Origin of the sequence: uncultured Desulfovibrio sp., from assembly GCF_944327235.1 — a bacterium.
In the GTDB taxonomy this organism is placed as follows: Bacteria; Desulfobacterota; Desulfovibrionia; order Desulfovibrionales; family Desulfovibrionaceae; genus Desulfovibrio.
The window spans coordinates 64,048-84,799 of sequence record NZ_CALVHE010000002.1 but is presented as its reverse complement, the minus strand read 5'-3'; the positions used below and the strand labels follow the sequence as shown (position 1 = coordinate 84,799).

Sequence of the window (20,752 nt, the reverse complement as noted above, 5' to 3'; positions counted from 1 at the left end):
GAGCCTCTTGCGGCCCGGCAGGGGACAGGCTACCATGCCGCATGTTTTTCCGCCGCCTTTTTACCCGTATCCTCTGCTGGCTGCTCATCATCCCCCTGCTGGGGGGCTGCGGCCTCGTGCAGATGCTGCAGGAACAACCGCCGCAGGACGATACCCCACAGGACACGTCCTGGGCCGCCGATCCCGTTCCCTATGATGTGCGCATCGTGGTGGAAAAGCCTCTCCCCCGCCCGAAAGGCGACGCGCAGCGTCTGCGGGATGAAGCCGCCGCCGTCAAAAAGGAAGTGGCCGCCGCCCGCTCCGATGCCGACCCCTACGCCCGGCCGCTGGATGAGGAGAAGGAGGAAAGCCCCCGCAAGCCCGCCCCCTCGGCGGTGGACCCCGATGCCGCCCGCGAGAATGCCGCAAGCACCTCGCGCCGGGACGAGTTCGATGCGGCGGCGGATGCGCTCAAGGAAAAGATGGAAGCGGCCAGCACCCTGCTGCAGCTGCGCAAGGAAGCGCCGGACAGCCTGCTGGCGCTGGAACGCCGGGCCAGGCTGGACAAGGAGAGCGCCGAACAGCTCCTGCACGCGCAGGGCTATTATGAAGGCACGGCGGATTTCCACATCGACACGAGCGGCAAGAAGGCGCAGGTGGTGCTGCGTCTCGTGCCCGGCCCCTGCTATGTGCTGGGGCGAGCCATCGTCCGTTATGAACCGGAGCCTTTCGTGCCGGAAGCCTTCCGCAACGGCACGCGCCGCGCCCAGTACAGCGGCCTGCAGGGCCTGCTGGGCCGCGAGGCGCGCGAACCTGTTTCTCCGCCGCGTTTCCCGCGCCATCTGCGCCTCGAACCGGGCAAGCCCGTCACCGCCGAAGAGATGCTGGAGGCGGTGGACAGGGTGGGCCGCTATCTGCGGCGTCAGGGCTACCCCATCGCCAAGACCGCCGACAGCCGCTATACGCTGGACCGTGAATCACGGACGATCAATGCCGAGATCGTCATCGATCCCGGGCCGCCCGCCCTCATGGGCGAGGTGCGCCTTGTGAGCGCCAGCGAGGTGGCCGAGGCCTATCTGCGACGTCTCGCCTACTGGCGGCCCGATGACGAACGCTGGAACAGCCGCCGCGTGGGCAACTACGGCGACCGCCTGCGGGGCCTCGGCCTGTTCAACAGCGTCACCCTCAAGCCCGCGCTGGACGAATGGCGACGGCAGTCCGGCCCCGGCAAGGTGGCCCCCCTGCCGCTGGATCTCAGCGTGGAGGATGCGCCGTTCCGTTCGCTGGGGGCCGAAGCCCGCTACGACACGGATACCGGGTTCGGTGTGGAAGCCGAATGGGAACACCGCAATATCCTCGGCAACGGCGAGAGCCTGCGCCTGAACCTGCCCGTCACCACCGAAAAGCAGGGACTTGTGGCCCGCTTTGAAAAGCCCGCCTTCCTGCGCTCCGGCCAAAGTCTGGATGCGCAGGCATCGGCCCTGCACGAAGATACGGACGCCTACGAGCGGCGCGGTCTGGCGGGGTATGCCTACCTCAATCGGCGGGTCAACCGTTATTGGCGCGTGGGCGTGGGCGCGGGCGGCGACGGCGGCCAGATCGCTGAAGACGGTCAGGGGATGCGCCTGTACAGCGTCATCGGCCCGCGCTTCACCGTCCGTCGCGACAGCCGGGACAACAAGGTCAGTCCGCGAGACGGGACGCTGGGCAAGATCCTCGTCAGTCCCGTGGCGGGCTATTATGACAAGACGTTTACCGCGCTGACCGGCGAGGCCGAATGGATGGGCTACTACGCCCCCTTCCATACCCGGCGCGGCAAGCCGGATGACCGGCTCGTGCTGGCGGCCCGGCTGGCGGCGGGCATGATGGCGGGCGTCCCCCTGCACGCCATGCCGGCCTCCATGCGCTATTACGCCGGGGGCGCGGGCAGCGTGCGGGGCTACTCCTATCAGTCGCTCGGTCCGCGCAACAGCAAGGGCGATCCGCTGGGCGGCCGCTCCTATCAGCTGGTCAATCTGGAAGCCCGCTTCAAGATCACGGACGACGTGGGACTCGTGCCCTTTCTGGACGGCGGCATGGCCTACCGTGAGCAATACCCCACGCTGGACGACATGCACTGGGGCACCGGCATCGGTCTGCGCTACTATACGCCCGTGGGGCCCCTGCGTCTCGACGTGGCCACGCCGCTCAATCCCGTGGACGGCGATCCGCCGGTCCAATTCTATATCAGCATAGGGCAGTCATTCTGATGCGGCAGGACGATCCCGGCCACACGGTCCCCTCTCCGGCGCCTTCCGCCGCCCCGCTTCCGCCGTCTCGCGGCAAACGCCGCGTACGTCGCCTGCTGCGTGGTCTGCTGCTCACGCTGACGGTCCTGCTCCTCCTGACCGGCGGGGGCCTGATCTGGCTCTGTTCCGCCTCCGGTCAGGACTGGCTGCGGGGGACACTCAACACCACGCTGGCAGGCGAACTCGGCCCCACCGGCCTGCGCCTGACCCTGAACAGTCTGGAAGGGCTGCCCTTCCATCCCCGGCTGTCCGTACGCGGCGAGGACGCCGCAGGCTGCTGGCTGGATCTGCCGGATGTCTCCCTGTCCTGGAGGCTCGGCTGGCAGGATGGCCTCATGCTGCATCTGGACCCCCTTGCCCTGCGCGGGGGAGGCCTCTACCGCCTGCCCCTGCTGCCGGAAAGCCCGCCTGAGGAAGAGCCCGAGCGTACGCCCGGCCAGCTGGCGGATCACATCGGCCAGACCGTGGGGGACGTGCTTGCCCTGCTGGGCGACCTGCCCGCGGCCCTGCCGCGCGTACAGGGCCTCGTCCGTGCGGATAAAGTGGCCCTGCCGCCGGAATGGCTGGTCCTGCTGCCGCCGGAGGAGGACACGCCCGCAACCGCGGCCCAGCCCGCGCCTGACGAAGACGGTCCCTTCCCGCGTGTCTCTCTGGAGCTGCGCCTTGACGGCGGTCTGGGCCCTCGCGCCGATCTGCGGGCCGACCTGACGGCACAAGCGTTCTGGCCGCAGGACGACACGTCCCCGACAGACACGCCGGAGCCCGACACGGCCTCCCCCGCCGCTGCCTCTTCCGCCGGAACTCCGACCGCAAACGATATGGGCGCTGCCGCAAACGGCACGCCTCCCGAAGCCGTCCCCGCCTCCGTCCCGTCCGTACGGCGGGCGATCCCCGACGCGCTGCGTCCCCTGTTCGGCACAGGCAGCGCCGAGGCGCGGTTGCAGCTGCACGCGCAGCGCCGGACCGACGGACAGTGGGCCCTCTCGCTGCCGGAGATCACGGCCACGGCCGGCGTCGCTCAGGCGTCCGGACGGTTTTCCCTGCAGCTGCCTGCCGGGCCGGAACGGCTATGGATGGCGCCGCTGGAACTTTCCCTGTCTCTGACCGTCACGCCGCCATCCCAGGCTTGCGCCTGGACCGCCCTGCTGTCCGGCCCGGTAACGGCGGGATTCGTTCTGAGCGGCCCGCTGGGCGCACCGCGGCTCTCTCTTGCCGTGGACGGCACGGAGCTGCTGCCCGCCGCGCTGGCGGCCTCTGCCGCGCCTGCCGTCCCCGCCACAGCAACGCCTGCCCCCGCTGCGGCAAAGCAACCTGCCACGGCATCGGCAAAGGCCGCCCCAGCCGCTCCGGCCCGTCCCCTTTGCCTGACGGCTCCCCGTCTGCGGCTGGAATCCCTGCCGCTGCGCTGGCGGGCGGCATTGGACGGCGGTACGCTGCGGCTCGCCCTGCATACCGAAGCCCGTTTCAGCGAACAGGACCTGCGGGCGGACATGCTGCTGGCTGCCGGATCACGCCGTCAGGATGGACGCACCTTCTGGCGGGTCTCGCTGGAAGATCTGGCGGTCGGGGGCGCGGGCGCGCGCCTGCTCGGCCACTGGGGGGTGGATCTGCTCCTCCCGGACGACAGCGCCTCCGTTCCGGCCCCGCCCGCTGTCCCGGACGGCGCGGGCGGCACGAGCGGCACGGACATGGCGCAGGCCGCCGCCACGCCGCCGACGGCGGACGAACGCCATCTGGCGGACGACATCATCAGCCGTCGGATCTCCGCTGTCCTGCGGGAATTGCCGCCCATGCGGGGACATCTGCATCTGGCGGTCACGGACTGGAAACGTCTCGAAGCCCTGAGTGCCCTGCTGCTGCCCGATCTCCGGGCGGACGGACAGGCTGTGAACCTGGATTTGAGCGCTACGGGGCGCGAGCCTGACGACGAACTGGCCCGTCTCTGGGGAGTGACGGACTGGCATCTGGCGCTGGACGCCCCGCGCGGGCGCATCCGCCGGGGACAGGAGACGCTCCTGCTCTGGCAGGCGCTGGCCCTGCGTACGGATCTTGCGCCGCAGCGGACGCCCGCCGCCGAAGGGACACCCGTGACGGCGGACGCTCCCGTCCTTGACTGCGATCTCCGTGCGGAACGGCTGGAAGCGGCCTCCCTGCGCCTTTTGCGGCCCCATCTGCGACTTGGCGGCCCTCTGGCCGGGCCGTTGCGTCTGGAAGCGGCCTCCGCCGGGGACGTGCAGGCCGACCTCCGTCTGGGATGGCAGCCCGGCATCCTTGCCGTCGAACGCCTGAAAGCCGACCTGCCCGCGCACAAGGTCGGTCTGCGGCTGGAAAAGGCGGCCCGCCTGCGCTATTCGGCCCGGAGCCTGGACTGCGAACCGCTGCACATCCGGCTGACGCCTTCGGGGCAATTGCAGCTGCAAGGCCGTCTTGCGCCGGATGCGCTGACGGCCAGGCTGCGCCTGCTGGCCACGGAACTGGCCCCGTGGCAGGCGGTCATCCCCGCCCTGCCGCAGGGACAGGTGGCGCTGGAGGCCGGACTGAACGGCGACCCGACCAGACCGCAAGGGAAATTCTCCCTGAAGGTGGAGGGGCTGCACCTGCCCGGCGCGCCGCTGCCGCCGCTGGACTGGGGCATCTCCGGCGGCATCCGGCAGGGACGCAACGGCGGCGAGCTGACGCTGGCCCTCGACATGCCCGAGGCCAGCCGCAAACTGCTGGGCGCGGAGACGGTCTCCGGACGCTTCAGCCTTCCCCTGACCTTTTCCGGCGGCCTGCCCGGCCTCTCTCCCCGGGCCGCGCTCAAGGGCGAACTGCGCTGGCAGGGAGCCGTTGCCCCGCTCTGGAAGCTCGTGCCGATGGCGGACCGACGCCTGTCCGGCCGTCTGGATCTGCGGGCCGACCTGTCCGGCACGATCGAGGCCCCGACGCTGGCCGCCTCCGTCGGTCTGGAGAAGGGCCGCTTCGAGGACGTGGCTCTGGGCGTACTGCTGCAGGATATCAAGGTGCGGGCGGAGCTGGCCCGCAGCCGCCTGACCGGTCTGGCCGGTCTGGGCCGCGTACGACTGGACGCCTCGCTCAGCGACGGCCGCACAGGCCGCGCCGTCTTCAACGGCGAACTTTCCCCGGCGGGACGGGCGCTCGATCTGTCGGGCCGTCTGGATACGCTCCACCCCCTGCGGCGGCGCGACGTGACCATAGTCCTTTCCGGCACGGCCTCGGTCCGGGGACCGCTGACCGCGCCGCAGGTGGATGCCGACATCAGCGTGGATTCCGGCGAGGTGCGTATCGACCGCATCACGACCACCAGCAGCGTCACCACCCTGCCCATCAGCGAAACCACAGCCGCCGCCAAACCCGCGCCCAAAACGCGCCCCGCCGTCGGCAGGCTCGACGCGCGCGTGCGCACGACCGGGCGCTTCACGGTGAAGGGGCGCGGTCTGGACAGTCTCTGGAAAGCCGACATCCGCGCCGGCGGTCCCTTGACCGATCCCCGCGTCACGGGAAGCGTGGAAGCGGTGGAAGGCACCTTCAACTTCCTCAACGCCAAATTCAATCTGTATCGGGGCATCGTGCGCTTCGCGGGCGGACCTCCGTCCAATCCGCTACTCGATGTGGTGCTGCGGCACGAGGCCGCTGACATCGTGGCGGACGTACGGGTGGGCGGCACGGCGCAAAAGCCGAAATTCCAGCTGACGAGCACGCCCACCATGCCGCAGGAGGAGATCATCTCGCGCATCATGTTCGGACGCGCCTCCAGCGATCTCGGCCGCTTCGAGAATCTGCGTCTGGCGGCGGCCGTGGCCGAACTGGCGGGGTTCGGCGGCGACGGGCTCAACGTGCTGGACGTGGCCCGCAAGACCCTTGGCGTGGACGTGCTGCGCGTCAGCTCGCGCACCACTTCCGACGAGGAAGGCAACAACAGCGAAGAAAGCACGCTGGAAGCGGGCAAGTTCATCGGAGAAAAACTCTATCTCGGCGTGGCGCAGGGCATGAAGCCGGACAGCACCGCCGTGATCATCGAACTCCAGATGACCCCGCACAGCAAGGCCCAGATCCGCACCGAACAGGAGAACACCTCGGCGGGCGTGCGCTGGAAGATCAATTATTGACCCGGCGGCGACGGCAGGGGACACATTGCCCGCCGCCGGGCTTGCGGCTATACTCCTGCGCGCTCCGCGACCCGGCGAAAGAGGCGGGAGACCCCATGCCGCCGGACAGCGGGGGCGGCTTCCCTACCATCCTCCGGCCACACGCCCCCGGGCAGGCCGGGACAACCCGGCAAGGACTACGACATGCTGGCAATTCTGGAATACAAGGCAGGCAATCAGACCAGCGTCCGGCGCGCGCTGGAGCATCTCGGCATCCCCTGCGCCATCACGGCGGACCCGGACGTGCTCCTCGGGGCACAGGGCATCATCTTCCCCGGCGTGGGCGCGGCCGGACAGGCCATGAACCATCTGCGCGAGGCCGGGCTCGACCGGGTGCTGCGGCAGGCCATCGACGCGGGGCAGCCCCTGCTCGGCATCTGTCTGGGCTGCCAGATCCTGCTGGAATCCAGCGAGGAGAACGACGTGCAGACGCTGGGCGTCGTGCCCGGTCGCTGCCTGCGTTTTTCCGACGACCTGCGGCAGGAGGACGGCAGCCCCGCCCCGGTGCCGCACATGGGCTGGAACAGTCTGACCCTGCACCGGCCCGGACGCCTGCTGGCCCAGCTGCCCCCGGACGCGGAATTCTACTTCGTGCACAGCTATTATGTGGAACCGGCCCCGGAGCTGATCATGGCCACCACCCGTTACGGACAGGAGTTCTGTTCCGTCTACGGTCGTGACGGCCTCTGGGCCGTGCAGTTCCATCTGGAAAAGAGCGGCCGTCCCGGCCTGCAGATCCTCCACAACTTCTTCGACTACTGCCGCGAGGTGCGCCATGCTCAGTAAACGCGTCATCCCCTGTCTGGACGTACGGGCCGGACGCCTCACCAAGGGCATCCGCTTTGCGGGCAACGAGGATATCGGAGATCCGGTGGAGAGCGCCCGCCGCTATTATGAAGAAGGGGCGGACGAGATCGTCTTTTACGACATCACGGCTTCCGCCGAGGAGCGCGGCATCTTTCTGGATGTGGTGGAACGAGTGGCGGAACAGATCTTCATCCCCTTCTGCGTGGGCGGCGGCATCTCCAGCGTGGCGGACATGCGCGCCGTCCTGGTGGCCGGGGCCGAAAAAGTGTCCATCAACTCGGCGGCGGTCAAGGACCCGCGGCTCATCAGCGAGGGCGCGGCGGCCTTCGGCGTGCAGGCCATCGTGGTAGGCATGGACGTGCTGCGCGTGCCCGTGAGTGAGGCCATCCCGTCCGGCTATGAGATCGTCATCCACGGCGGACGCAAACGCATGGGCCTGGACGCCATCGCCTGGGCAAAACGCTGTCAGGAACTGGGCGCGGGCGAACTCTGCGTCAACTCCATCGACGCCGACGGCACCCGCGACGGCTATGAACTGACGCTCACCCGCGCCATCAGCGATGCCGTGAGCATCCCGGTCATCGCTTCCGGCGGTGCGGGCAATCCCGAACATATGTACGAGGCCGTCAGCAAGGGCGGCGCTTCGGCGGCGCTCATCGCCTCCATCGTCCATTACGGACAGTACACCATCCGGCAATGCAAGGAAGAAATGGCCCGGCGCGGCGCCAAGGTACGTCTGGCATGGTAGCCGAAGACCGGTCGGCGCTGCCCGCCGATCTGGCCGACGCGGCACAGCGTCTGCGGGAACGCCTGACGGCGTGCGCGGGGCGGGCTCCGGCGCTGGCCGTGGCGCTTTCCGGCGGCGTGGACAGTCGTTTCCTCTGTCTGGCCCTGCAGCGTGCCGGGCTGCCTTTCACGGCCCTGCACGCGCACGGGCCTCATGTGCCCGACGAGGAGAGCCGGGCCGCCCGCAGCTGGGCGGAAGCGCGAGGCCTCGCGCTGGAGATGGTCCCCTTTTCCCCCCTTGGCCTGCCGGAAGTGAGCGATGGCAGCCGGGAGCGCTGCTATGCCTGCAAGAAAGCCCTGCTGGCGGCCCTGCGGGAACGCCTTGCCTCGCGCGGCCTGCCGGACGCCCTGCTCTGCGACGGCAGCAATGCCGACGACCTGCGGGCCCATCGTCCCGGTCTGCGGGCCTTGCGGGAAGCGGGGGTGGCCTCGCCACTGGCCGAGGCCGGCATCCGCAAGGCGGACCTGCGCAGGCTGGGCGCGATCTGGGGGCTTGAGGACCCCGAACAGACGGCCCGCCCCTGCCTGCTGACCCGTCTGGCCTATGGCTGCCGCCCGGATGAAAAGACGTTGCGCCGTCTGGCTCAGGCCGAGGCCGCCCTCGCGGCCCTGACGGATGTTGACGGGCGTCCGGCTCTGGGGGACTTTCGCCTGCGCCTGTGTCCTGGACCGGTCCTGCAGCATGAACGACCGGCCCCTCCCTCTCTGGAGCGACTTCGCCACATCCTGGAGGCAGCGGGTTTCTGGCCCTGCGCTCTCCGGCGGACGGAACGCATCAGCGGCTTTTTCGATTAGAGCAATTCCACATTGAAAATGTGGATTGCTCTGGTAGTCGCGAGAGCGACTACCCGCAACCGAACACACGGAAAAACCACGCTTTTTCCGTAGTGTGAGGGCAGCGTCAGCATGGAAATTGGACACGATTTCAATGCGAATCCGCTCTAGGTTCAGGACTCATTACGCTTTTTTTTGAGGGGGAAGACCCCCCTTTGCTCTGCTGTCGATGCCCGTAAGGCTCCTTTGTCGCCTAACAGGCACGGCTCTGCGGGCCGCCTTTCGGTCGCTCCCTTCCCCCCAAGCCCCCATCCCTTCCCCAACGCGCTTTTACCGAGAGAAGCGTCAGGGACGCGACTTGCCCCCTCCCCAAAGACGGATGGCACGAACGGCTTACCCATCTTATCTTTTGAAATTATTGTAAAATTTGCATTACCAACCCCTGGAGCATTTTCCGTTTGAAACGCTTCGTGTTCCCAATCAGGCATCTGGCGTTTCGCGGAAAAAACGCGGTCGTTCCGCTTGGTTTCGGCCGGGCAGCGCAGCGCTTCCCGACGGCCGCTACGGTCCTGCTGCGGCCTGCCGTCCACTCCCCTTACACAGCCCCCTTCCGACGGCAAAACACTTGACTTATAACGCAATACAAGAATATTTTTACAAAATTTTATTTTTCAGGAAGGCTTGACCGCTGCGACGGACGGGCCTCTGACGGAAAAGTTGTGGAGGGTGTGGTGAAAAAACGGTATCTGTTGCTGTTGTGCTGTCTCATCTGGGCCTGTCAGGTCAGCGTTGCCCGGGCCGAGGGGTTTAGTCTTACGGAATGGAGTTCGCGCGGGCTGTCGCTGGCCGGAGGCATGGTCGGTCGCGCCGATGATCCTTCCGCTCTCGCCTACAATGCCGCGGGCATCACCCAGTTGCCCGGCACGCGGGTCATGGGCGGCTTTGCCGTCATCGCGCCAATGGGCACCATCGACGCCGAGATGCTCGACGGCAGCAGCAGGGCGACGACCACCAAGCCCAATGTCTGGCCCGCTCCTCACGCCTACATCACCCATCAGCTCAATGACCGTTTCTGGCTGGGGCTGGGCATGTTCTCCCGCTTCGGTCTCGGCAATGAGTTCTCGGACAACTGGGTGGGACGCTACAATCTCACCAGCGTGAATTTCCAGACCTTCTCCCTCGTGCCCACCGTGGCCATGAAGGTCAACGACGTGCTCTCGCTGTCCGCTGGCGTGGAAGTCATGTACGCCAATTTCGCCATGTCGCAACAGATCCCCACCATGCAGTTCGCGGGTTTCTTCCCCCAGAAAGACCCTGACAGCAAGCTGACCCTCAACGGCAGCGGCTGGGGCGCCGGCCTGCATCTGGGAGCCCACTTCCGCATGACCGATGAGCTGTCGCTGGGCTTTTCCTATAAAAGTCCGGTCACGCTCAACATCAACGGCGAGGTGGACTATTCCCGCCATCAGAGCAATATGCTGGCGGACATGGGGCAGGTCCCCCACACCGTGGACACCGGGGCCCACAGCACGGTGCATCTGCCGGACTCCTTTGCCGTGGGTCTGGCCTACAAGCCGCTGGACAATCTGAGCTTTGAGGTGGGGACGGTATTCACCCGCTGGTCCAGCTACGACTCCCTGAACATCTATTTTGACTCCAACTACCAGTCCCTCAACCAAAAGGGCTGGCGCGACGGCTGGAATTTCAATGCCAGCGTGGAGTATGAGCCGCTGGACTGGCTCGCCCTGCGAGCGGGCGTCTGGCATGAAACGCCGGTGACCAATGAATCCCACGCCGATTTCATGATCCCCAGCTATGGCCGTACCGGCGTGGGTCTGGGAGCGGGCTTCACCTGGGAGAACTGGACGCTCGATCTGGCGTATGCCCATCTCTGGGTATATGACATGGACTACGGGACTACCGATGCCGGGGGCATCCGCAGCAGCGTGTCAGGCATCCGCGGCGGCAACAGCCGGGACACTGTGGCCAATATCTATTCCGTCACCGTGGGCTATACCTTCTGAGGACGCCGCACGTTCCGATCCCGCACGCATGACGCTTGGCTGACGGGAGACGCCGTATGCTGCCGGTCAGGAAAAGCCGCCGGGAAAGACTGGCGTCCGCAGGCGTTTGCGGCTATGCTGCGTCCGGGATGCACGGCTTTCGCGCCGCAAGACAGTAAAGGATTCGGCATGACCCGTTTAGCACATCTTACGCAACAACGCCTGAGCAATACCTGGCGCAATCTGCGCGCCGACTGGGGCCGTTACGCCGGTAACGGGGGCGTGCTTGGCATGGCGGCCTCCTTCGGGGCCTTCTGGCGGCAGATGGTCCGCGCGCCGCACGGCGTGGGAGCGGTCTGTCCCAGCAGCGCGGCCCTCGCCCAGACCATGACGAACCTCCTGCCTCCGTCCGTCATCCAGGGACAGGACCTTGTGGTGGAACTGGGGCCGGGCACGGGAGTGGTCACCCGGGCGTTGCTGCAAAAGGGCATCCCGGCCCAGCGGCTGCTGCTCATCGAACGGATGCCCACCTTCTGCCGTATGTTGCAGGATCGCTTCCCGCATGTGCCCGTCGTTCAGGGAGACGCCATGCGCCTGCCCGAATATCTGCCGCAGGGCAGACGCGTGGCGGCCATAGTCTCTTCCCTGCCCCTGCTCAGTCTGCCCCCGGAATGCCGGGCAGGCATCATGACCGCCATGCGGCAATGTCTGGATGCGGAAGGCTGCGTCGTCCAGTTCACATACGCCCTCTGGGGCCGGACGCCGCTCAGTCAGGCCGGTTTCGTGCCGGACCGCACGCGGCGCGTCCTCATCAATCTGCCCCCGGCGCGCGTACAGCGTCTGCATCCCTCCCGGTAGAGCGTTTTATCGTTGAAAAAGATAAAGCGCGAGGCGGCGGCACAGCGCCGCTTGGCCAAAAGTGAGCGGAAACACCGCGTTTTTCCGCGAAACGCCAGGCCGTATGGTTTGCAACGCACAGCGTTTCAAACTAAAATTGCTCAAGGGACAGGAGGCGGATCATGGCGAGGGCTCTTTTTTTGCCGCGGCAAGAAAGACCGCCCTCTGCCGGACGAAACGCTCCATATTGCCGCAAGAAAAGGCAGCCCACCTTCAGTCTGGCGTTCACGTACGCCTGACGGCAGGGTTGCCGTTTTTTTTTTCGGTACCGGGACGGCCCCCGTATCCCATGCCCCCCACCAAAGGAGGTCATCATGTCCGCTTTCCGGCGACGCCTGAGCCTTGCGTTCTCGTTCATCCTGCTCCTGGCCAGCCCCTGCGCGGCAGAGCCCGCACAGGGGCCAAAATACAACATCATCAACCTGAACTCCCGCATCTCCCTCGAAAAGTTCGCGTCCTACCTGCGTGCCAGCGACCCGTCCGCTCCCCGCATCCATAACACTGGCATCTACTCGTTCATCGTCATGACCGTCCAGGAGGGGGACATCCTCAAGGCCGCCCTCTTCCCGCCGGAATTCATTGCAGACAAGGAAGGGCCTTTCGTTTCGCAGATCCTGTACCTCGAGAACCCGGAGCGGCGCATTTTTACAGGCATGGCGCAAACGACGCCGCTTGACAGTCAGTCCCCGTTCGCCGTCACCTTTGATCGCGACACGGCCCTTCATGTTTTCTGCGACCCGCCGGCAGACGCCTATTTCACAGGCGAAGTAGGCAAATATTCCCGCGGCAATAATGTCATACCCGAGGCGCGTTTCTATCTGCGGTGGCGGCGCGTGTACGGAAATTATTATTTCGTCACCAAATACGCCCGGGAACTCGTGCTTGCGGAATACCTGATCACAGAGGAAAACGGCAAGGATCTCAGGCCCCTGCTTGGGGAATCCTCGGCGGAGCCGCATCCTGACTTCACGACCTGCCGCAAGACCGTGGCATCCGATGCGGACCTTGCCCCCTATTTCGACGCTACCGATCAAGACGGCAAGCGCATCCGCTACAAGATCAAGGTGGTCCAGGAGAAGGACCTGCCCCCGGATTTCCCCAAGGGACTCGTGCGCTGGCTGCCCTGAGCGCGGCCCCGCTCGCCTTCCCGGACGGCGGGCGCTCCCGCCGCATCCTGACGCAGCACCCCACAGGAGGTCATCATGTCCGCTTTCCGACGACGCCTGAGCCTGGCGTTCCCGCTTATCCTGCTCCTGACCAGCCCCTGCGCGGCAGAGCCCACACAGGAGGCCAAATATTATCTTTTCAGGGACTCCTGGGTGCCCCTCGAGGCGCTCATCCCGTATATCCATTCCACAGACCCGTCCGCTCCCTACGTCCACCCCATGCTGAAAGGAGGCGAGTACGAGAATGTCGTCATGAGCGTCCCGCAAGGGGACAAACTCAAGATCGCCACCATCTCGATCTACTCCCTCACAGATCCGAAAGGGATCTCAGTCAGAAACATCTCCTACCTCGACAATCCGGAACGACGCAGTTTCACGGGCATGGAGGCGGACGGGAAAGCTGCGCCCTACTGGGTCCGCTTTGAAGACGGCACGACCCTCCACGCTCCCGATGACCCGCCCGCGGATACCTACTACGCAGGCCGGCAAAATATGAAAGGGGGACGCTATGTGCTGCAGTGGCGGCGCGTGTACGGCAATTATTATCTTGTTACCGTGTATGGCGAGCGTAATGGACGCATTTATGGGGAATACCTGATGACGGAAAAAGACGGCAGTGACCTCAGGCCCCTGCTCGGGGAATCCTCAGCGGAGCCGCACCCTGAGTTCAGGGAGGGGATCCACGAACCATTCCTGGGATTGGGAGAGACCTATAGCTATCTTGAGTATACCGACCACAGCGGCGGACGCGTCCGTTTCAAGATCAAGAAAGTCGAAGAGGACGAGCTGCCCCCGGATTTCCCCAAGGGACTCGTGCGCTGGCTGCCCTGAGCGTGGGAGAGCCCCCTACAGATAGGGCGAGAACAGCCAGCAGGCGGCATCCCGCAGGCGCAGCGGCAGGCTGCGCGCGGCCAGACGGGACAGCGTCACCTCCCGGCCCCGGCCCGCGGCTTCCAGCATGTGCTGTACGAGCAGATCATGGAATCGCGGATCAAAGACCTCCATATTCAGCTCGAAATTCAGGCGCAAGCTGCGGGCATCCAGATTGGCCGAACCGATCTGGGCATAGTAGCCGTCCACCGCCAGCAGCTTGGTGTGGGCAAAAGGCGGCGGCTGATGCCATACCCGCACCCCCGCCCGCAGCAGGGAAGGCAGCAGGCGGAAGGTCGCCCAGTGCACATAGGGCAGATTGTTGCGCTCCGGCAGGATGACCCGCACGTCCAGCCCCCGCTGCGCCGCGCTGCGCAGGCTGGTCATCAGCTCGTGCGACGGCAGGAAATAGGGCGTCATGATGTGGACGCTGCGCGTCGCTCCGCTGATGGCTCCGGCCATGAGATCATTGAGGGTATCATCATCGGAGTCCGGGCCGTCCAGCACCATGCGGCACAGGCTTTCCCCGTCGGACGCGCCCGGGACGGCCGAAGTCGGCAAGGGTTCCGGATGCCCCGATGCAAATCCCCAATCCAGCAGGAAGGCCCGCAAGAGCTGCAAAACGATGGGGCCGCTGCAACGGAACTGCATGTCCTGCATATCGTTCTTCCGTCCGGACAGCACATGGTGATCCGAGATGTTCATGCCGCCGGTAAAGGCCACCTCATCGCAAACGAGCAGTTTGCGGTGCGTCCGCAGATTGATGCACAGCTTGGGCGGCATGAGCTGCAGCGGCAGGAACTGCGCCACCCGCACGCCTCTTCCGGCCAGATGCGCCCAGGGACGGCGCAGGGAATAGAAACGCCCGCCGAAGCCGTCCACCAGCACACGCACATCCACGCCGCGTGCCGCCGCCAGGGCGAGCGCCTCGCAAAAAGCCTCCGCCGTGCTGCCGTGGGCAAAGATATACGTGGACAGGTAGACATAGCGCCGGGCCGCATGGATGGCGCGCAGCATGGCGGGGTAGGCTTCATTGCCGTTGCGCAACGGCTCGATGCGGTTGCCGCCGCACAATTCCTGTCCCGTCAGACGGCGGCCCAGCCGCTCCAGCAGCACGGCCTGTGCGGGGATGTCCCGCGGACGCCGCGGGCTCTCCCCCGTGAGGGGCATATACGGTTCTCCGGCCGCCAGCCTGCGCATCATGCGCTGGGCGGCGCTCTGGGTCCGACTGATGCCGAAGGTCAGGTAGAGCAGCAGCCCCACCACAGGCAGGAAGATCAGTGCCGCCGACCAGCCCAGCGCCGACCGCGGATCGCGCTTGGTCAGCACCGCATGACCGGCAGCGCCCCAGGCCAGCAGATGGAAGAGGAGCAGCAGCACGAGCTGCACAGGATGAAGCGTATCCCACATGGCGACAACCGTTTTCCGGCCCGCCGTGGCGGGCCGGAAGGACTCAGCGCAATTCTTTCTGGATGGCGATGCGGTTACGCTCCACCTGCGCCACCAGATCGGGCAGCAGATCCCGCAGTGCTCCCAGATCCTCGTGGCGGCCGGCCTGCTCCACACAGCGCGCCATACGTCCCAGCGAACGGAAACCGTAGGCGTCCGCGTCACGGGCGATGCTCTCCGCCGCCACGGCGACCGTCAGACAATTGCCGTTGGCAAAGGCCTGCTGCGCCTTGCGGACGGCCGCATCAAAGCGGGCCACGAGATCCAGCATCTCCTGATCCGCGGCGTCCGCCCCACTGCCGGGCGCCGGTGCGGCGGGCGCATCCGGCACGACGGTCTCAGACGGCATGGCTGGCTGCGGCTGGGACAGGGGCGAAGCCAGAGGCGACGGCATGGCAACCGCAGGTTTTTCCACGGACGGCGCGCTCACGGGAGCCGCATGGCCGCCGACGGCGGGAGCGGGAACCGCCGTTGCGGATACGGCGGGAGCGGACGAGGCGGGGCCGCCCGCACGAGCCGCCGCAGCCGCTCTGCGACGAGCATCAGCGGCTCTGGCACGACCGCTCTGGGGCCCCGAGGGCGCACCGGCGCTGTCGCCCTGTCCCTGCAGGCGTCCCAGCACCCGCCTCAGGAAGGACGGCACGCCGGTTCCGCTTTCTTCATTGGCGTCGTTGTCGGCAGGCATCTCCAGTGACGTCTGGCGCGTCTGCGGGATGGCTCCCGCCCGCGAGCCTGCCTTCTGCTCCTGCTCCGCAGCCTTGAGGGCCTCCTGCATGGTCAGCGTGACCGGCTGCGCGGCACCGGTAGAGGCTGCCGTTTCCGCCGGCTGCGCGGGTTTGCGCGGCACTTCGGCTCTGGGACGGCTGGACGGGATGGGCGTGGGTTCTCCCACCCACTCGATGAATCCTCCCGAAGCGGGGGACGGCGTCGCCAGCGGAGAAGCGTCCGCGGGAGAGGACGAAAGAGGCGACGCGGCAGCCATGCCTCCGGTGCCGGGAGCCTCGGCGGACTCTTCCGCCGTCATCGCATCCGTTCCGGACGCCATGACTCCTGACGGAGCGGCCGTCTCCGCAGGCGCGGACATTACCGCATCTTCCCCAAGAGGCGGCAGGTTTTCAGTCTGAGGCTCAGAAACGTTTTCTTCGGCTGCGGACGACAGGTCCGTCTCCACGTCCCGCTCCGCCCCGGACGGCACGAGCTCTTCGACGGTCGTCGCGGCCTCGACAGACACGGAGGCCGCCGTCTCCGTCGGGACCGGCACCTCGGTCTCCTGGGCGGGAGCTTCCGCAAGCTCGGCCGAGGCGTCGGCGCTGTCAGGCGCGGCCTCGCCGCTCTTTACGTATGTCGTGGGCACGGTCTGCCCCCATTGGTTATCCAACGACGGCAGCTCTTCCGAAACGGAGGCCGCCGGAGCCGCTCCCCATTGATTGTCGATAGTCGGCAAGTCTTCGGCGGACGAGCCTTCCGACGGGTCCGCAGTCTGCGACCGCACGTCATCGGACACCGATTCCACGACAGGGGTCGGCTCGACCGGGAGATCGTCCGTGACCGGCAGCACGGGTTCCTCAACGGGCGCGGCAGCGGCCTCCTCAAGGGCAGGCTCCGGTCCCGCCTCCTGTTCCCCGGCCTCGGGCGCGACATCCTCAGCCGCGGACACGGCCTCCGCAACCGCCTCATGCTCGGCCGCCCGTTCCCGCGCTTCCTCCCGTCTGGGGGACTGCGGCGTCAACAGACCGGAGAGCGGCGGGAATCCGGCGGGATGTCCCGACGCCCCCCCGGATGCCGGTGCGGCTTCCTCGCCCTGGCTGCCGAAGAAGGCTTCCAGGATCTCACGCACCGTCTGGCGCAGGGCCTCGCGATCCACAGGTTCCAGCAGGGCGTGCGTGAAGCCCGCTCCGGCCAGCGCATCCCACTGGCTGTCGTCCCCGGTGACGGCGATGGCCCCGAATACCGGCAGATGCGCCGCCGTGGCCCGCTGGCGGAAACGCTCCAGCGTTTCCTGCGCCTTGACGGACACCTGCGTACCCGACGCGATCAGCATGGTGACCGGACGCTGCTCATGCAGGGCCAGCGCTTCCGGCAGGGTGCGCGCCTGCAGGACCACGCAGGCCAGGCCATCCAGCATATGCACCAACGCCTGACGATCCATGGCGCCGGGCGTACACACCAGTATGCGCGCCCGTCGCGCGCTCTTGCCCGTATGCTCCGCCGGGGCCGTCGGCACTTCCGCTACGCCGTCCACAGGCTCCAGATGCAGGGTAAAGGCGATGGTCGCTCCGCGTATGCCGCACTCGGCGCTCAGGAAACCGTTGCTCCGTCCGGCCAGCTCCCACGCATGGCTCAAGGCCAGGCTGGAACGTTCGGCGGGAGGCGTGCCGGACCCGCTGTCCTGCACGGTGAACAGCAGATGACCGGGATCGTCGCTGTCCGGCACACGTCGCACCGAAAAGTGCACAGCGCCCTGCCGCGTGGCACGGACGGCGCTTTCCAGCAGTTCGCGCAACACCGCATCCAGCGCCTGATACTCGCCGCTGTAAAAAGACGGCAGATAGGGAGGCATGTACCAGGCCAGCGCGATGCCGCTGTTTTCCGCGGCTGCGGCCACGGAATCATGGACTGAGCGCATGAGCTCCTGCAGATCGAACGTCTCCTGCAGGGCCGGAGCGGACACGCCGGGCAGGACGCTTGCGGGATCCCGCAACACGGCCAGCATCTGCCGGGCGGCCGAGGTCATGTTGCGGGCCGTCTCCCGCGCCGAAGGCGGCAGGGAGCACTGCTCCAGTACGGCGCTCTCCCGCATGAGATCATCCAGCGGACGCCGCAGGGCCTCCTCCAGACGCTCGGCATCCAGCGGGTCGGCCGCGGGACGTGCGGACCGCGCGGGCGGCGTTTCCGTCCGGGGCGACACCGGGACAGGTTCAGGCTGCGGCACGTCCTCTTCCATGCGGGGCAAGGCTATGCCCTCCTCGCTGGAAGAGACCAGACGCAGATTGGGATCATCCAGCAGTGGGAGCTGCTCCGAGCGCTGGGGTGTCCCCAGACTCAGCGGCCCGTCATCGACCAGCAACGTCCCCGTACTGACCGCCGGCATGGTCAGATCGATGGGGGCATCCTCCTCTTCCTCGTCCTCCTCCCGCCGAGGAACGGCGGTCGCGGCGATGACGAGCGCGCTCAGGGCCGTGCCCCAGAGGGGCAGCGAAGCCAGCACGCCGGGCGCATAACCGAAATCCAGCCCAAGGATGGACGCCGCCACGGCAGCCGGCGGCAGCAATATGCCCAGCAGGAAACGCCGCGCTCCCGGCAGGCCCATCAGACAGGCGGCTGTGGCCGTGGGCACGCACAACAGCATGACGAGAGGCCAGAGAGGCAGGTAGCGCGCCGTCCAGGCCATGTCCGGCACCAGCGGCAGCAGGGCCAGCGCTGCGCCGGGCAGCACCAGCAGGATGAACTGCGCATCGAGGAAACGATGATGGCCCCGCGTCTGCATGAGATGGCGGCCCACATGCGGCAGGAACATGAGCGCCAGTCCCGGCGTCAGCAGAGCGGCCGTATCCTCAAGAGAAAAGTGTCCGGAACCGTTGCCGGGGACGCCGAAATAGCCCTGCACGAGCGCGGCCGCGACGTAAAGGGCCGTCCAGATGCGCCACTGGCCGTGCTCCGACAGTCCGCGCAGCAGACACAACAGCATGACCACCGCCAGCGCGACCAGCGCGCTCTTGGAGGCCAGACCGGAAAGATCCGTGGCGGCATTGTGCGGCGTGCGCAACATGGGCGAGAACCACAGCCCCGGCAGCCCGTCCAGCCGCAGGAAACAGACCTGCGCCTCTTCCCCCGCGCGCGGCAGCAGGAGGACATTGCGGGAGGTCGGCGTGTTCTCCCGCCACTCCACGGTATTGCTCAACGTGTCGAACAATGGATTGTACAGCGTGGGCGTACCGGGGACGCTCTCCCCCATATCCAGGAGAATCGCGCTGTTTTCCTGTCCCGGCACGGCGGCATCCAGCACGAAGCGCAGCCAGGTCACCCCCGACACGCGCGGCAGACGCTTCACGTCCAACGGCGTGAAATGCTTGTCCGGCGGCAGGGCAGCCACCTCTTCCACATCCATCTCACCCGTCGTGTCGATATAGACCTGAAGATAAGGCAGCAACGCCAGACTGGGCTGGCTCAGGTGGGACGGCACCGTGTCCGGGGAGGCTCCGGCCGGGACCGTCAGTGCCACAGGCGGCACAGGCGGCACGGGCGGCTGCAGGATCGCCGCTCCGGCCGTGGCGGCGCACAGCAGCAGGAGCGCCAGCGCGGACGGCAACATACTCCGCAGACGAGACAGACTCACGACGACAAGCGCCGTACTGATGCGTTCAAACATGGCTTTTCTCCCGCCCCTAGGGCCTATTGACACTATTTGCTGCCTGTTTGGAGGAAAGGGAGCCCCCCGCTCTGCCCTCGATGCTCGAGAGGCTTCCGTGTCGCCCAACGAGCACGGTCCGCAGCCGCCTTTCGGTCGCCGCCGGCGCGGGAGCGAGTGCCCTTCCCCCCAAGCCCCCCATCCTTTCCCCAGCGCGCTTTTACTGAGAGAAGAGTCGGGGACTCGAGGCTCCCCTGCCTCAAGGGCAAGCGGAGCGTGTACAGCTTGTAGTTTTATCTATTGAAATTATTTATAAAATTTGTATTGACGCGCCCTAGGGCAACGGCTTGTCGCATTGTTCGATGAGCGTACGCAGTGCCGTTCCGTCCGGGGCCGTTGCCCGGGGATTCATACGCAGGAGTTCCTGCCAGACCGCCTTGGCCTCGGCGTGTTGATGCAAGTCGAAAAGCAGGATGACCCCCTTGTTGAAGCGGGCATTCTCGTGCGCAGGATCGGCGCGCATGGCCCGGTCGAAGCACTCCAGCGCCTGCCCGAGCTGGCCGCTTTCCCGATACATGATGCCCAGATCGGTCAGCACGTTGGGATCGCCGGGCCGCAGAGCCAGCGAGCGCTCGTAAGCGTTGATGGCCTTGAGGGGCTGATGCGTATCGAAATAGGCATTGCCGAGCTCCGTCCAGCCGTCCACATCCTGCGGGTTGGCGGCAAGCCGCTTCTCCAGATGGCCGATGTGTTCCAACGCCTCCCGGCTCGCGTTCACCGGCGGGGCCGCCTGCATCGCCTTTTCCTGTACGGCGGCGACGGCTGCCGGAGCCGGATCGGAGGGCGGCGCTCCCGCATCGGCCTTGGACGCTGCCGGTGCGGGCTGGGACGCCACGGTCCGGGACGCCGCATCCTCCTGCCTGTCAAGGGCATGGGGAAGGAGGTTCCCCAGGAACATGCCGCCCAGCAGGCATATGCCGCAGCAAAGCGCACAGGTGAGCCCGGAGACGCCTCCCCGCCTGTTCGCCGCCGCGGACGGCGGGATGTCTCCCGGCAGGGGGAGCGAAGCGCTGTTGCACGGCGCGTCCGTGGCGTTATCGGGCGTGAGGGACGCCGCTTCATTGCAGACAGCGGGAGAAACGACGGCAGGCGTACCGGCGGAGGGAGCTTTCCGCCGTTCGGAAGATTTTCGTTTGGAACGCGACATGGCAATTTTCTCTTTTCTGGGGAACGGAGC

12 protein-coding genes are annotated in these 20,752 nt (G+C 66.7%); 9 read left to right on the top strand and 3 right to left on the bottom strand.

All coding sequences use genetic code 11. The features are described from left to right. The first annotated feature begins 41 nt into the window (after window positions 1-41). The 9 genes from Q0K00_RS00880 to Q0K00_RS00840 all read left to right on the top strand — a co-directional run bounded on the left by Q0K00_RS00880 (window position 42) and on the right by Q0K00_RS00840 (window position 13,679). On the top strand, window positions 42-2,228 hold the full coding sequence (locus tag Q0K00_RS00880; RefSeq protein ID WP_297226677.1) for a BamA/TamA family outer membrane protein: 2,187 nt from the start codon (window positions 42-44) through the stop codon (window positions 2,226-2,228). Beyond that, window positions 2,228-6,376, top strand: a complete 4,149-nt coding sequence (locus tag Q0K00_RS00875; RefSeq protein ID WP_297226676.1) for a translocation/assembly module TamB domain-containing protein — start codon at window positions 2,228-2,230, stop codon at window positions 6,374-6,376. Before Q0K00_RS00880 ends, Q0K00_RS00875 begins: the two co-directional genes overlap by 1 nt. A gap of 183 nt (window positions 6,377-6,559) precedes the next feature. Continuing rightward, window positions 6,560-7,201, top strand: coding sequence for an imidazole glycerol phosphate synthase subunit HisH (gene hisH / locus Q0K00_RS00870; RefSeq protein ID WP_297226675.1), 642 nt, complete (start codon window positions 6,560-6,562; stop codon window positions 7,199-7,201). After that, window positions 7,191-7,970, top strand: a complete 780-nt coding sequence (gene hisF / locus Q0K00_RS00865) for an imidazole glycerol phosphate synthase subunit HisF (RefSeq protein WP_297226674.1) — start codon at window positions 7,191-7,193, stop codon at window positions 7,968-7,970. Before hisH ends, hisF begins: the two co-directional genes overlap by 11 nt. Beyond that, window positions 7,964-8,803: a PP-loop family protein gene (locus Q0K00_RS00860; RefSeq protein WP_297226673.1), complete on the top strand. Its 840-nt coding sequence runs from the start codon at window positions 7,964-7,966 to the stop codon at window positions 8,801-8,803. The genes hisF and Q0K00_RS00860 overlap by 7 nt, the downstream gene beginning before the upstream one ends. A gap of 710 nt (window positions 8,804-9,513) precedes the next feature. Then, window positions 9,514-10,806, top strand: coding sequence for an outer membrane protein transport protein (locus Q0K00_RS00855; RefSeq protein WP_297226672.1), 1,293 nt, complete (start codon window positions 9,514-9,516; stop codon window positions 10,804-10,806). 168 nt (window positions 10,807-10,974) lie between these two features. Beyond that, window positions 10,975-11,643: a methyltransferase domain-containing protein gene (locus Q0K00_RS00850; protein ID WP_297226671.1), complete on the top strand. Its 669-nt coding sequence runs from the start codon at window positions 10,975-10,977 to the stop codon at window positions 11,641-11,643. A gap of 353 nt (window positions 11,644-11,996) precedes the next feature. Next, entirely contained in the window at window positions 11,997-12,809 is an 813-nt protein-coding gene (locus tag Q0K00_RS00845) for a hypothetical protein (RefSeq protein ID WP_297226670.1), read from the top strand. Between the two features lie 75 nt (window positions 12,810-12,884). After that, window positions 12,885-13,679 (top strand): hypothetical protein, encoded by a 795-nt coding sequence (locus tag Q0K00_RS00840; protein WP_297226669.1) that lies wholly within the window; start codon window positions 12,885-12,887, stop codon window positions 13,677-13,679. Between the two features lie 15 nt (window positions 13,680-13,694). Here Q0K00_RS00840 and Q0K00_RS00835 read toward each other — a convergent pair whose 3' ends face one another. From Q0K00_RS00835 to Q0K00_RS00825, 3 genes are all read right to left on the bottom strand, one after another. Further along, a complete protein-coding gene (locus Q0K00_RS00835; RefSeq protein ID WP_297226668.1) occupies window positions 13,695-15,128 on the bottom strand; it encodes a phospholipase D-like domain-containing protein in 1,434 nt (477 codons plus the stop codon). A gap of 43 nt (window positions 15,129-15,171) precedes the next feature. Further along, entirely contained in the window at window positions 15,172-19,536 is a 4,365-nt protein-coding gene (locus tag Q0K00_RS00830) for a hypothetical protein (RefSeq protein WP_297226667.1), read from the bottom strand. Between the two features lie 313 nt (window positions 19,537-19,849). Then, window positions 19,850-20,722, bottom strand: coding sequence for a tetratricopeptide repeat protein (locus Q0K00_RS00825; RefSeq protein WP_297226666.1), 873 nt, complete (start codon window positions 20,720-20,722; stop codon window positions 19,850-19,852). Window positions 20,723-20,752: the final 30 nt, after the last annotated feature.